General features: G+C 69.4%; 13 protein-coding genes. 10 read left to right on the forward strand and 3 right to left on the reverse strand.

The genetic code is table 11. The features are described 5' to 3' along the window. Positions 1-34 precede the first annotated feature (34 nt). Complete coding sequence (locus MICNX66_RS06865) at positions 35-1,495, forward strand: aspartate ammonia-lyase (protein WP_187663860.1); 1,461 nt, start codon at positions 35-37, stop codon at positions 1,493-1,495. Between the two features lie 65 nt (positions 1,496-1,560). Here the strand turns inward: MICNX66_RS06865 and MICNX66_RS06870 are convergent, their stop codons facing one another. Then, positions 1,561-2,430 (reverse strand): fumarylacetoacetate hydrolase family protein, encoded by an 870-nt coding sequence (locus MICNX66_RS06870; RefSeq protein ID WP_187663861.1) that lies wholly within the window; start codon positions 2,428-2,430, stop codon positions 1,561-1,563. A gap of 89 nt (positions 2,431-2,519) precedes the next feature. On the opposite strand from MICNX66_RS06870, the gene MICNX66_RS06875 reads away from it, so the two are divergent. The 3 genes from MICNX66_RS06875 to MICNX66_RS06885 all read left to right on the forward strand — a co-directional run bounded on the left by MICNX66_RS06875 (position 2,520) and on the right by MICNX66_RS06885 (position 5,136). Further along, on the forward strand, positions 2,520-3,821 hold the full coding sequence (locus MICNX66_RS06875) for a PrsW family intramembrane metalloprotease (RefSeq protein ID WP_232089221.1): 1,302 nt from the start codon (positions 2,520-2,522) through the stop codon (positions 3,819-3,821). A gap of 214 nt (positions 3,822-4,035) precedes the next feature. Further along, complete coding sequence (locus MICNX66_RS06880) at positions 4,036-4,404, forward strand: FKBP-type peptidyl-prolyl cis-trans isomerase (protein WP_025103196.1); 369 nt, start codon at positions 4,036-4,038, stop codon at positions 4,402-4,404. Between the two features lie 177 nt (positions 4,405-4,581). Continuing rightward, entirely contained in the window at positions 4,582-5,136 is a 555-nt protein-coding gene (locus MICNX66_RS06885; RefSeq protein WP_187663862.1) for a YceI family protein, read from the forward strand. Positions 5,137-5,164: 28 nt separating this feature from the next. On the opposite strand, the gene MICNX66_RS06890 is transcribed toward MICNX66_RS06885, so the two are convergent. Beyond that, entirely contained in the window at positions 5,165-6,460 is a 1,296-nt protein-coding gene (locus MICNX66_RS06890; RefSeq protein WP_187663863.1) for an MFS transporter, read from the reverse strand. Positions 6,461-6,646: 186 nt separating this feature from the next. On the opposite strand from MICNX66_RS06890, the gene rpsO reads away from it, so the two are divergent. From rpsO to MICNX66_RS06905, 3 genes are all read left to right on the forward strand, one after another. Beyond that, positions 6,647-6,916 (forward strand): 30S ribosomal protein S15, encoded by a 270-nt coding sequence (gene rpsO / locus MICNX66_RS06895; RefSeq protein WP_017203073.1) that lies wholly within the window; start codon positions 6,647-6,649, stop codon positions 6,914-6,916. Positions 6,917-7,071: 155 nt separating this feature from the next. Continuing rightward, a complete protein-coding gene (locus tag MICNX66_RS06900) occupies positions 7,072-7,941 on the forward strand; it encodes a hypothetical protein (protein ID WP_187663864.1) in 870 nt (289 codons plus the stop codon). Then, positions 7,934-8,263 (forward strand): transcriptional regulator, encoded by a 330-nt coding sequence (locus MICNX66_RS06905; protein ID WP_187663865.1) that lies wholly within the window; start codon positions 7,934-7,936, stop codon positions 8,261-8,263. Before MICNX66_RS06900 ends, MICNX66_RS06905 begins: the two co-directional genes overlap by 8 nt. Positions 8,264-8,270: 7 nt before the next feature. Here the strand turns inward: MICNX66_RS06905 and MICNX66_RS06910 are convergent, their stop codons facing one another. Continuing rightward, positions 8,271-9,275: an isopenicillin N synthase family dioxygenase gene (locus MICNX66_RS06910; RefSeq protein WP_187663866.1), complete on the reverse strand. Its 1,005-nt coding sequence runs from the start codon at positions 9,273-9,275 to the stop codon at positions 8,271-8,273. Between the two features lie 150 nt (positions 9,276-9,425). On the opposite strand from MICNX66_RS06910, the gene efeU reads away from it, so the two are divergent. The 3 genes from efeU to efeB are packed head-to-tail and all read left to right on the forward strand — an operon-like array spanning position 9,426 to position 12,923. Beyond that, positions 9,426-10,364, forward strand: coding sequence for an iron uptake transporter permease EfeU (gene efeU, locus MICNX66_RS06915; RefSeq protein ID WP_187663867.1), 939 nt, complete (start codon positions 9,426-9,428; stop codon positions 10,362-10,364). Beyond that, positions 10,361-11,593 (forward strand): iron uptake system protein EfeO, encoded by a 1,233-nt coding sequence (gene efeO, locus MICNX66_RS06920; RefSeq protein WP_187663868.1) that lies wholly within the window; start codon positions 10,361-10,363, stop codon positions 11,591-11,593. The genes efeU and efeO overlap by 4 nt, the downstream gene beginning before the upstream one ends. 19 nt (positions 11,594-11,612) lie before the next feature. Continuing rightward, the gene (gene efeB, locus MICNX66_RS06925) at positions 11,613-12,923 is read left to right on the forward strand and encodes an iron uptake transporter deferrochelatase/peroxidase subunit (RefSeq protein WP_187663869.1); all 1,311 of its coding nucleotides are present in this window, start codon (positions 11,613-11,615) and stop codon (positions 12,921-12,923) included. Positions 12,924-12,929: the final 6 nt, after the last annotated feature.

The following is a 12,929-nucleotide window of genomic DNA, read 5'->3' on the forward strand; positions in this document are numbered from 1 at the left end:
CCTTTCCGTTCGCCACGACCCACGAGGATGTGACATGGCTTCTGCCGCGCCCGCCAATACCCGTACCGAGACCGATTCGCTGGGGAGCATGGAGATTCCCGCCGAGGCGTACTGGGGGATCCACACCGCCCGCGCCGACGCGAACTTCCCGATCACGAAGCGCCCCATCTCGGTGTACCCCGAACTGGTGATCGCGCTCGCGATGGTGAAGCAGGCCAGCGCGAGGGCCAACAAGGAGATCGGGGTCCTCGACGCCGAGCGCGCCGACCTCATCGACCGCGCGGCGCAGCGCGTCATCGACGGCGAGTTCCACGATCAGTTCACCGTCGGCGTCATCCAGGGTGGTGCCGGCACCTCGACGAACATGAACGCGAACGAGGTCATCACCAACATCGCGCTCGAGATGGCCGGACGCGAGAAGGGCGACTACGCCTTCCTCTCCCCGATCGACCACACGAACCGCAGCCAGTCGACCAACGACGTCTACCCGACGGCGGTCAAGATCGGCCTGTCGCTGACGCTGCGCTCGCTTCTCGACGAACTGGACGCCCTGCGCGTGGCGTTCCTCGGCAAGGCGGGGGAGTTCCACGACATCCTCAAGGTCGGCCGGACCCAGCTCCAGGACGCGGTGCCCATGACGCTCGGCCAGGAGTTCCATGGCTTCGCCACGACCCTGGGCGAGGATCACAGCCGCCTCACCGAGAACGCCTCGCTCATGTTCGAGATCAACATGGGCGCGACCGCCATCGGCACCGGCATCACCACCCACCCCGACTACGCGCCGGCCGTGCTGAAGCACCTGCGCGAGATCACGGGGCTCGACCTCGAGACGGCCACCGACCTCGTCGAGTCCACGAGCGACACGGGCGCCTTCATGTCGTTCTCGTCGTCGCTCAAGCGCAACGCCATCAAGCTCTCGAAGATCTGCAACGACCTGCGGCTGCTGTCGTCCGGTCCGCAGGCGGGCCTCGGCGAGATCAACCTGCCCGCACGGCAGGCCGGTTCCAGCATCATGCCCGGGAAGGTCAACCCGGTGATCCCGGAGGTCGTGAACCAGGTGGCCTTCGCGGTCGTCGGCGCCGACATGACGGTGACCATGGCCGTCGAGGGCGGGCAGCTCCAGCTCAACGCCTTCGAACCCGTCATCGCGCACTCGATCTTCCAGTCGATCACCTGGATGCGTCAGGCCATGTGGACGCTGCGCGTGAACTGCGTCGAGGGCATCACCGCCAACCGCGACCGTCTGGGCGCGATGGTCGGCGCGTCGGTCGGCGTCATCACGGCGCTCACGCCCTTCATCGGCTACGCGGCGGCCGCGGCTCTGGCCAAGACGGCTCTGCTGACCAACCGCAACGTCGCCGACCTGGTGGTCGAGGCCGGGCTCATGTCCCGCGACGAGGTGACCAAGCAGCTCTCTCCTGCCCGCCTGTCGGGCCTGGAGGCGGTCACCGCGGCCATCCCGATCGTCACCCCGGACGACCTCATCCAGATCTGAGCGTCGACCGGATACGGGAAGGGGACGGGAGCTCGAGCTCCCGTCCCCTTCGTCGCGTCCTGGTGTCAGTCCAGAATGCGGCAGTGCGTCGTGAGCTCGCCGATCCCGTCGATGCCGACCGTGACGGTCGAGCGGTCGCGGAGGAAGATCTGCGGGTCGCGGGAGTAGCCGGCGCCACCCGGGCTGCCCGTCGAGATCAGGGTGCCGGGCAGCAGCGTGAGCGACTGGGAGAGGTGCGCGATGAGCTTCGCCACCGAACGCACCATCTGGTCGGTGCTGGCGTCCTGCACGGTGTGCCCGTCGACGACGGTCCAGATGTGGAGGTCCTGCGGGTCGGCGATCTCGTCGGCGGTCACCGCGAACGGGCCGGTGGGGGTGAAGCCGTCGAACGACTTGCAACGGGACCACTGCGCCTCGGAGAACTGGATGTTCCGGGCGGTGATGTCGTTGACCACGGTGTAACCCCAGACGTGCGCGAGGGCGTCCGCCTCCGGGACGTCCTTCGCGGGGGTGCCGATGAGCACGCCCAGCTCGGCCTCGTAGTCGACGGCCTCGCTGAGGCTCCGCGGCCAGGAGGTCGTCTGATCGTGACCGGTGAGCGAGTTGGGCCACAGGGTGAACACGGTCGGCGCGGCGTCGGTCTTGAGGCCGAGCTCGCTGGAGTGGGCGGCATAGTTGAGCCCGACGGCGAGCACCGCCGGCGGCGCGATGACCGCGGAGGCGAAACCCCAGCCGGTCAGCGGGTGGCGCGGGGCCGTGCCGTCGCGGAGGGCGGCGCGGAGCTCGTCGAGTCCGGCGTCCCCTCGCTCGATCAGCTGCTGCACGGTGGCAGGCGCGTCGGACAGGAGATCGGAGACGAGGATGGCGTCCGAGCCCTCCACCACGGCGAGAACCGCACGGGAGGAGTCTGGACGGCGCAGGTGAGCGAACCGCATGGTTCTACGCTACCGGGTGCCTGCGGCCGGTCGGGTGGAGGAAGCCCCCAGAGCCCGGCGCGGATGCTTGTGCCCCATAAGCTTTGACCATGACCTTCGGAGGACCGTCCGACCCCCAGCAGCCCGCGCGATACACGCCCCCGGCGGGGACACCACCACAGCCCTCGGCGTACTCCGCCGCGCAGTACGCGAAATCGCCCTACCTGCCACCGTCCTACGGACAGCAGCCGGGCTATGCGTCGGCTCTCGCGCAACCCACGCCCTACACACCGCCGGCGCCGGTCGCGCCGTCGCCCGCGGAGTCGCTGCCGGCTCTCCCGGTGCCGAACAAGAAGGGCCGCACGATCTCGCTGTGGCTCTTCGGCTTCCTCGGCTTCCTGCTGCTCGCACTCATCGGCTACTTCGGCTGGACCCTCGGCCCGACCGCCTCGGTGATCGGTCTCGTCCTGGCTGTGATCCCGCTCACGATCGTCTTCCTCGGAGTGCGCATGATCGACCGTTGGGAGCCCGAGCCCAAGCGCCTCGTCGCGTTCGCCATCGCCTGGGGTGCGGTCGCCGCCGTCGGCCTCACGCTCCTCGTCGACATCGGGCTCACGATGCTGCTGGGCATCCGGTCCGAGGAGTTCTCGGCGGTGGTCCAGGCCCCCATCGTCGAGGAGTTCTGGAAGGGCCTCGGGGTCTTCCTCATCTTCCTGCTCGCGCGGCGGTCCTTCGACGGGCCGGTCGACGGCGTCGTCTACGGGGCGCTCGTCGGTGCAGGCTTCGCGTTCACCGAGAACATCCAGTACTTCGCCATCAGCCTCATCGAGGGCGGCGGAGAGCAGCTCGGCGTCACATTCATCGTGCGGGCGGTGCTGTCGCCGTTCGCGCACGCGATGTTCACCTCGCTGACCGGATTCGCGATCGGCCTCGTGGCACGCCGGCACGCCTCCGCCGGAGCGGCCGCCGGGGCCGGCCTGCTCGGCATGGTCGGGGCGATCCTCCTGCACGCGCTGTGGAACGGATCGGCCACATTCGCGGACTTCTTCGGCCTCTACTTCACCCTGCAGGTGCCGCTGTTCATCGGCTTCATCCTCGGGATCATCGCCTTGCGCAGGGAGGAGGCGCGGCTCACCCGGGCCCGCCTGGCCGAGTATGCGGCCGCCGGCTGGTTCACGCCGGAGGAGGTCACGATGCTGGCCACGCCGGCCGGGCGCAAGGTGGGGCTCGCCTGGGCCGCGCAGCTGCGCGGCGACCGCCGGCCGCTGATGCGCGAGTTCATCAAGGATGCGACGGCTCTGGCCGCGGTCCGTCAGCGGGCGATCACCGGACGAGACCCGCTCGCCATCGAGGACGAGCGTGCCCTGTTGATCCGGACCAGGGCGGCACGCGCCGCGCTGCTGGCCTACTGAGCGGCGCCCCCGCAGACAGACTCAGCGCCCGGTGCTGCGGCGATGCCTGCATGTCTCCCGGGCGCTGAGTTGATCTGCCACCAGGGTGCACCCGCGTCCCGCGAACTGTCAAGAGCCCCGAGGGACTTCGGAGCGGAGTCGCTCGGTGAGGTGTTCGCTGTGAGCAGGTGCCGTCGCGTTGACCGGCCGCGCGACGGTCGGGTTGGATGGAGCCATGACTGATCGCACAAAGCCCGAGTTCGACGCCCCGACCGGCCCTGCCCCCGCAGAACTGGTCATCCGCGACATCATCGAGGGTGACGGCGCCGAGGCCAAGCCCGGCGACACCGTGACCGTCCACTACGCCGGTGTGGAGTTCGAGTCCGGCGAGGAGTTCGACTCGTCGTGGGGTCGCGGGGAGACCATCCAGTTCCCGCTCCGCGGCCTGATCCAGGGCTGGCAGGACGGCATCCCCGGAATGAAGGTCGGTGGCCGCCGCGAGCTGATCATCCCGCCGCACCTCGCGTACGGCCCGGCCGGGGGAGGACACTTCCTCTCCGGCAAGACGCTGATCTTCATCATCGATCTCGTCGCCGTCGGCTGACATCGTCGCTCCGAAGCGCCCTGCACCCCGTGGTGCGGGGCGCTTCTGCATGTCGAGACATTTCTGTTCGTCACGGGAATACATGCGAGTGAATGTATGTTGTCGGAAGGGTGCCGCGGACGATCGCGGTGCCATCCCTTCGCCGCCGCCGCGGCCGACGTCTCCTGAGGAGCAATCATGAGCAGCATCGACATCCCCGGTTACCGCCCCGGCACCTGGGTCCTCGACCCGTCCCACAGCGAGGTGACGTTCAGTGTCCGCCACATGATGATCTCGAAGGTGCGCGGCACCTTCGGTGTGAAGAGCGCGACGCTCGTGGCTCCGGAGAACCCCCTCGAAGCCAAGGTCGAGGCCTCCGTCGACGTGACCTCCGTCGACACTAAGGACGAGGGTCGCGACCAGCACCTCCGCTCCGCCGACTTCTTCGACACTGAGAACTTCCCGACCATGGAGTTCGTCTCGACCGGCGCCCGCGTCGAGGGCGGCGACTTCCTCGTCGACGGCGACCTCACCATCCGCGGCATCACGAAGCCGGTCACCTTCGAACTCGACTTCGGCGGCTTCGGCAGCGACCCGTGGGGCAACTACAAGGCCGGCGCCTCCGCCAAGACCGTCATCAACCGCGAGGACTTCGGCCTCACCTGGAACGCCGCGCTGGAGACCGGCGGCGTGCTCGTCGGCAAGGACGTCACGATCACGCTCGACCTCCAGGGTGCGCTGCAGCAGGACTGACGCGCAGACCCTGTGAACCCCGGGCCCGTCAGGGCTCGGGGTTCTCTGCGTCGTAATCGCGGAAACGAGGATGCCGCCGGGCGAGGACCGCGACGAGGGCGATCACGATGATCCCGCCGAGCAGCGGCGGGAACCACAGTGACGTCAGCGTCGCGAGCGTCCCGGCGTAGAGGGCGCCGACACGGGGACCGCCGGTCACCACCACGACGAACAGGCCCTGCAGGCGTCCGCGCATGGCGTCCGGCACCGCCGCCTGCATCATGGTGTTGCGGTAGATCGAGCTGACGTTGTCCGACGCGCCGGAGAGGGCCAGCGCCACGCAGGCGGCGACGATCAGTGCGACGTGCGGCCGGTCCTCTCCGGCAGGCGTCGCGGAGAACGCGCCGATCAGGAGGACGAGGCCGAACAAGGCGATGGCGGCGCCGTAGGCCTCCACCGCGCGGGCGATGCCGCGGCCGTGCCACCGGTACTGCACCACGCGCCCGGAGAACAGGCTCGAGGAGAAGGTGCCGACGGCGACCGCCGCCGTGAGGATGCCGGTGGTGAAGGCCCCGCCGCCGAGGATGACCGTGCCGAGTGCCGGGAAGAGCACGAGCGGCTGTCCGAACGTCATCGCGATGATGTCCATGACGTACTGCATCCGGATGTTGCCCGCGCGGCGGAGGAAGCGCCAGCCGTCGACGAGCGAGGCGAGGCCGGGGCGCACGATGTCGCCTTCGGGTCGCAGGGCGGGGAGCGTCCACAGGCCGAGGAACATCGACAGCATGAGCACGACGTCGATCGTGTACGTCCAGCCGTATCCGGTGAGCGCCACCAGGAGCCCGGCGAGGGCCGGACCCGCCATGACCGTGAGCCCGAACGCGACGCCGTTGAGCGCGGACGCGGCCGCGAGCATGCTGCGGGGGATGAGCCGGGGGACGATCGCGGTCCGCGTGGCCATGCCGACGGAGTTCGCCGCCGAGTTCACGATGCTCAGCGCGTACAGCCACCAGATCGTCTCCGTGCCGGTCCAGGTGAGCGCCGCGAGCAGCCCCGTGGAGGCGAAGGTCACGGTGGCGGCGATGAGCGCGACCCGCCGCCGGTCGAACGCGTCGGCGAGCATCCCGCCGTAGAGGCCGGCGAGGATCATCGGGAGGAGGCCCGCGACGGCGATCATCGAGACGGCGAACGTGCTCGCGGTCAGATCGAACACATGCAGCATCACGGTCACGATGGTGAGCTGACCGCCGATGCCGGCGAGTGTCGAGCCGATCCACATCCGGGCGAAGGCCGGGCTCGCCTTCAGCGGAGTCAGGTCGATCAGATGGCCGCGTCGGGAGCTCACAGGGCGGTCTTCTTCTGCACATCCCGAGCCTAGTTGACCCCACGCGCCTCGTCCCCGGCGCCGTGTCCCGCCGTGGTCGTCCGGGCTGGTAGACTCGTCAGGTTGCCGTTCGATCGGCCGCGGATAAAGAGAGCTCACGCATCAGGCGTCGGGCGCCGCGCAACAAGCAGAGAGGGGATCGAATCTATGGCACTGGAAGCAGACGTCAAGAAGGCGATCATCGAAGAGTACGCGACGCACCCCGGTGACACCGGATCCCCCGAGGTGCAGGCCGCGATGCTGACGCAGCGCATCAAGGACCTCACCGAGCACCTGAAGGAGCACAAGCACGACCACCACTCGCGTCGTGGTCTGTTCCTGCTCGTGGGTCAGCGCCGTCGTCTGCTCGGCTACCTCCAGAGCGTCGACATCGAGCGTTACCGCTCGCTGATCGCACGCCTTGGTCTTCGCCGATAAGGCACCACGGACCCCGCGTTCAATCGCGCAGAACATTCTTGAGAAGGCCGCCCCACGGTGTGGGGCGGCCTTCGTCATGTCCGGGCTTGTCCTGGCCATCACTTTCCGGTAGGAAAGTTCTAGAGCTTTCCACCAGGAAAGTCGGGGAGGCCACGATGGAGCAGAAGCCGATCGCCGGTCAGGGCCCTCTGGCCCCGCCGGACTCCGAGACCGCCAGTCAGTACCTGGCAGCGGCCCAGGCGGTGGTCGAGCGCCGCGATCGCGCGGTCGACCGGCGTGCCCTCGCGCGGCTGGAGATCGGCAACGCGGTGGTGACGGCCGCCTACCTCGTCGCCTTCGCACTCGTTCTCCGGCGCGGCGATGTGCTGGCGTCGCAGATCGTCCTGTTCACCTTCCTCGTGTGGGGGCAGTTGTCCAGCGGGATGGCGCAGCGCACCGGGCTGCAGTGGCGGATGACGCGTTCACGATTGCCGTTCCTGCTCGGAGGGGGAGCGGTTCTCATCGGCGCACTCGTGGTGTTCGGCTTCGCCGCCCTGGACACGCGGCTCCCCGAAGCCGTGGTACTCCTTCCCGCCGCCGTGGTGCTCGTCGGCATCGGGGGGCACGGAGTCGTGCAGCTCCTCCGAGCGTCGAACGACTCGCACCGTTCCCGCCCGGGTCCCGTCGCTCTTACGGGCACACGTCGTTGGGGCACCGCCCTGGTCGGCATCGCGATCGGAGTGCTGACCATGCTGGCGGGATCGCCGGACGATGTGCTGCGAAGCGCGATCTCGCTGCTCGTGATGCTCTGCCTGGTGGCGTGGATAGCGGCCTCGACCTCGGAGGTCGGGCTGCCGGCGATCGGCGCGTCGTGGCGGTGGCCGCATGTGCTCGTCTTCTTGCTCGCCGCGTGCGTTCCGGTGGCACTCGTCTTGGGTGCGGGAGTGCTCGGCGATGCGGGGCGGGCCGGAGTCTGGGGTGGGGTTGCCGTGATCGTGTGCTTCGCGGTGGTCACCTGCATCCCGGGGCGTGCGGAACGTGACTGACTCCCATGCCGTCCCGCACCCGCGAACGCGGTTGGATGACAACTTCGCGTCCCCGATCCGCTTCTCGCTCATGGCGGGCTTGGGAGACTGGATGGAACTCGACTTCGCGGCGCTGCGCGAGATGCTGCAGTGTGGCGACTCGCCCCTGAGCAAGGCGATCACCCATCTGCAGGCGGCGGGATACGTGACCGCGCGCAAGGGGACCGTCGGCGGGCGCTCGCGCACGTGGGTGCGGTCGACGAGCACGGGCCGAGACGCCTTCGCTGCGCACCTCCAGGCGCTGCGGGAGATCGTCGCCCTGGGCGGCAAGACGTCGTTCTGAGACCCCGTCAGGCGGTGGCACCCACGAGATCAGGGTGGTGGATGGCCGCCACGTCGGGGTGTGCGCGCAGTCGGGACTTCATGGCGTTCTCGCCGTAGGTCGCGTGGATCGGATTGCTCGGGTCCTCGGTGACTCCGGTCGCCTCGGCGGCGAGGTCGGCAGGGAGTTCGAGCAACGGGAGCTGCTGATCGAGCGCCGGGTTGAAGAAGAACGGAATCGAGATGCGCTCCTCGGGCGCCCGCGGCGAGATCACCCGGTGGTTCGTCGCCTTGAGGTAGCCGCCGGTGGCGTACTCGAGCAGCTCGCCGATGTTGACGACGAAGGCGCCCGGCACCGGGGGAGCCGACACCCACTCGCCGTCACGCTCGACCTGGAGTCCGCCCTTGCCCGGCTCCACCCAGAGCAGTGTGAGCACACCGGAGTCCTTGTGCGCACCGACGCCCTGCTGCGGTTCCGGCTCGTTCGTTCCCGGGTATCGCACGATCTTGATCAGGGTGGACGGATCGCGGAACGGCTCGTCGAAGTAGTTCTCCTCCGCACCGAGGGTGAGGGCCCAGGCGCGCAGGAGCTTGCGGGCGATCTCCGTGAGGGTGTCGTGCCACTCCGTGACGACCTCCTTGAGCTCCGGCTGCGCGGCGGGCCAGAGGTTCGGTCCGGTGAGGCGGTTGAAGGCGGGGCCCCCTTCGACCGGCTCGCGTTCGGGGCCGATGTCGATCTGCTCGCGCCAGTCGACCTTGCCCTGCGTCCGCTCCCCGCCGACCCGGGTGTAGCCGCGGAAGTGCGGGCTGTTGACGTTCTCGATCGCGAGCTTGTCCTCCTCCGGCAGAGCGAAGAAGTCGAGGGCGGCCTGATGCAGCCGCGCTTCCAGTTCGGGAGAGATGCCGGTGCCGGTCAGGTAGAAGAAGCCGACATCGTGCGTGGCCGCGCGGAGGTCGTCGCGGAAACGCGCCGCGGCCTCGGGGCCGTCGTCGAGCTGGGACAGGTCGAGGATGGGGAGCGAGAGTTCAGCCATGGACCGAGGCTATGTCGCGGATGAGGCCCGAGGATGCTCTGTTGCACTCCATTACTTCGGTGGCCGGTGTCGGGCGGGCGCCGAGCACGGTGCTAGAGTCTCGTCGGTAAGGGATGCCTTACCTCAGTCGCCTGCCAGAGAGTGTCTCCCGTGCTCGCCACCTTCCTCATCGGACTCCGCGAGGGTCTCGAAGCCGCGCTCGTCGTCGGCATCCTCGTCGCTTACCTCCGCCGTCTCGGTCGCCGTGACGCGCTGCCGAAGATGTGGGCCGGGGTCGGCCTTGCGGTCGCACTCGCTCTGGGCATCGGCGCGATCCTCACCTTCGGGGCCTACGAACTCACGTTCCAGGCGCAGGAGCTGATCGGCGGCGGGCTGTCCCTCGTCGCGGTGGCGATGGTGACGTGGATGATCTTCTGGATGCAGCGTGCCGGCCGCACCATGAAGGCGACCCTCGAGGGCGGCATCGACCGCGCGCTGACGGTGGGCGGTCTCTGGGCGCTCATCGCGATCGGCTTCGTCTCCGTCGCCCGGGAGGGGATCGAGACGACGCTGCTGCTGTGGTCGATGGTGCAGTCCTTCGGCGATGCCCCCTCGGCCCTCCTCGGCGCGCTCCTGGGACTCTCCGTGGCCGTCCTGCTCGGCTGGCTCATCTCCCGCGGGGCGCTGCGCCTGGACCTGCGGCGCTTCTTCGCCTGGACGGGTGGCTTCCTCGTGATCGTCGCGGCCGGTGTCCTCGCCTACGCCCTGATGGATCTGCAGGAGGCGGGAGCACTTCCCGGTCCCTTCACCGCCGCCGCTCCGCTCGACCCGGTCACCGGCGCCGTCGCCGTGGGCGCGGCCGGCTTCCCGTTCGGCTGGGCGTTCGACGTGTCGGCGGCGATCGCTCCCGGCGGCGCGCTGGCCTCCGTCCTGCAGGCCACGGTCGGCTTCATGCCCGCCATGACCTGGCTGCAGGTGCTCGCCTGGGGCCTCTACATCCTCGTCGTGGGCGGGCTCTACCTCCGCGGCCTCCGCTCGGCACGCCCTTCGACGCGCGGCGCCTCCGCCGCCACCTCGACGTCCTCCCTCACACAGCAAGGAGCAGCATGATCACCTCGCACCGGGTCCTCGCCGCGGCAGCCGCCGCGGGCACCGCCGTCCTCCTCCTGAGCGGCTGCGTCGCGAAGAGCGATGCCCAGGCGACCGCGGCGTTCGACGTCTCATCCACCGCCACGGACTGCGCCGTCTCCGCGTCCACCGCGAAGAGCGGGACGCTGACGTTCGATGTGAAGAACGACACCGACCAGGTCTCCGAGTTCTACCTGCTGGCCGAGGACGGTCTGCGGATCGTCGGCGAGGTCGAGAACATCGCCCCGGCTGCGTCCCGCACCCTCACGGTGGTCGCCCAGCCGGGCGAGTACTTCACGCTCTGCAAGCCGGGCATGGTCGGCGACGGTGTCGGCCGGGCCTCGTTCACGGTGACCGGAGACCGCGTGGCGGTGGACGGCCCCGACGCCGAGCAGAAGCAGAAGGCCGTCGATCTCTACGGGGCGTTCGTGAAGGATCAGGTCGGGCAGCTCGTGCCGGCCGTGGAAGACCTCGTGGCCGCCTACGAGTCCGGCGACGACGAGACCGCCCGCACGCTCTTCCCACAGACGAGGGCGTTCTACGAGCGCATCGAGCCCGTCGCCGAGGCGCTCGGGGACCTCGACCCGCGGATCGACTATCGAGAGGTCGATGCGGTGGCCGAGGGCCTGGACTGGACCGGCTTCCACCGCATCGAGAAGGACCTCTGGGTGCCGGCGAAGGACGCGTTGAACGCCGACGGAGAGACCCCGGCATGGCAGGACTGGGCGCCGTCCACGCCCGCGGAGCGCGCCGATTACGGCGACCTGCTCCTGGCCGACGTGCAGGAGCTGTACGACTACGTGCACTCGGACGACTTCACCACCGCACTGGACGACCAGGGGATCGGCGGCATCTCCAACGGCGCGATCGCCCTGCTCGACGAGGTGGCCACCGGCAAGATCTCCGGCGAGGAGGACTGGTGGTCCGGCACGGATCTCTTCGACTTCGCCGCGAACGTCGAGGGCTCCAAGATGGCCTTCTCGCTGGTGCAGGACTTCGCCGCGGCGCAGGGAGACGACGGCGAGGCCCTCGTCTCCGAGATCGAGACCGGATACACCGCCCTCGAGGAGTCCCTCGCCGCGCACGGCTCGCTCGCAGAGGGCTTCGTGGGGTACGGCGAGCTGACCGAAGCGGACAAGCGGGAGTTCACCGATCTCATCAACGCCCTGGCGGAGCCGCTCTCGCAGCTCACCGGCACGGTGCTCGACTGACGACGGTGCACGGGCAGGCATGGACGTGAACGAGTCGGAACCGGAGGCCCACGAGGCATCGGCGGGGGTGCCTACTGCGCCCTCCGGCGGCGGTCTCAGCCGCCGCGGGCTGCTCGGGCTGGCCGTCGGCGGCGGGGTCGCGGGCCTGGCCGTCGGCCTCGGGGCCGGGACGGCCGGCGGCGTGGCGCTCGGACGGGCGCGAGCCGCGGAAGACGCCGAGTCGCGGTACGAGTTCTTCGGTGCGCACCAGGCGGGCATCACGACGCCCGTGCAGGACCACCTGCACTTCGCGAGCTTCGACATGATGCCCCGCACCGACCGGGACGACCTCATCTCCCTGTTGCAGGACTGGTCGTACGCCGCGGCGCGGATGACGCAGGGCCTGGAGGTGAGTGCGAGCGGCGCGGTGAACGGTCCCGCCGAAGCGCCCCCGGATGACACGGGGGAGGCGCTGGGGCTCCCCGCCGCGGGTCTGACCCTCACGTTCGGGTTCGGTCCTGGACTGTTCGAGAACGAGGACGGCGATCGCTACGGTCTCGCCGCCCAGCGGCCACCCGGTCTCGAGCGGCTTCCGGCCTTCCTCGGGGACGACCTCGATCCCGAGGCGTCGCACGGCGACCTGTGCATCCAGGCCTGTGCCGACGACCCCCAGGTCGCGGTCCACGCGATCCGCAACCTCAGCCGCATCGCGTTCGGGCGGGCGCGCCTGCGCTGGTCGCAGCTCGGATTCGGCAAGACCTCTCGTACCACGGCCGGCCAGGCGACGCCGCGCAACCTCTTCGGCTTCAAGGACGGCACGGCCAACATCCTCGCCGACGACGCCACGGCGCTCGCGGACCACGTCTGGGTCTCGACCGACGACGAGCCGTCCTGGATGGCCGGCGGTTCGTACCTCGTCGCGCGGAAGATCGCCATGCTCATCGAGACCTGGGACCGGGTGCGGCTGGCCGAGCAGGACACGATCATCGGACGGGACAAGGGCGTGGGGGCGCCGCTCTCCGGCGGTGACGAGTTCACGGCCCCGGACTTCCGCGGCACGAAGATCGATGCGAACAGTCACGTCCGGCTCGCGCATCCCGAGCAGAACGACGGCATCCGCATCCTGCGCCGTGGGTACAACTACGTCGACGGCAACAACGCCCTCGGGCGACTCGACGCCGGGCTGTTGTTCCTGTCCTACCAGCGTGATCCCGCCCAGTTCATCAGTCTGCAGCGCCGACTGTCGACCGACCGTCTCAACGAGTACATCCGTCACGTGGGCTCAGGCATCTGGGCGATCCCGCCGGGCGCGCGACCGGGTTCGTACGTGGGGGCGGAGCTGTTCGCCTGAGCAGGA

The organism is Microbacterium sp. Nx66 (assembly GCF_904066215.1).
Classification (GTDB): Bacteria; Actinomycetota; Actinomycetes; order Actinomycetales; family Microbacteriaceae; genus Microbacterium; species Microbacterium meiriae.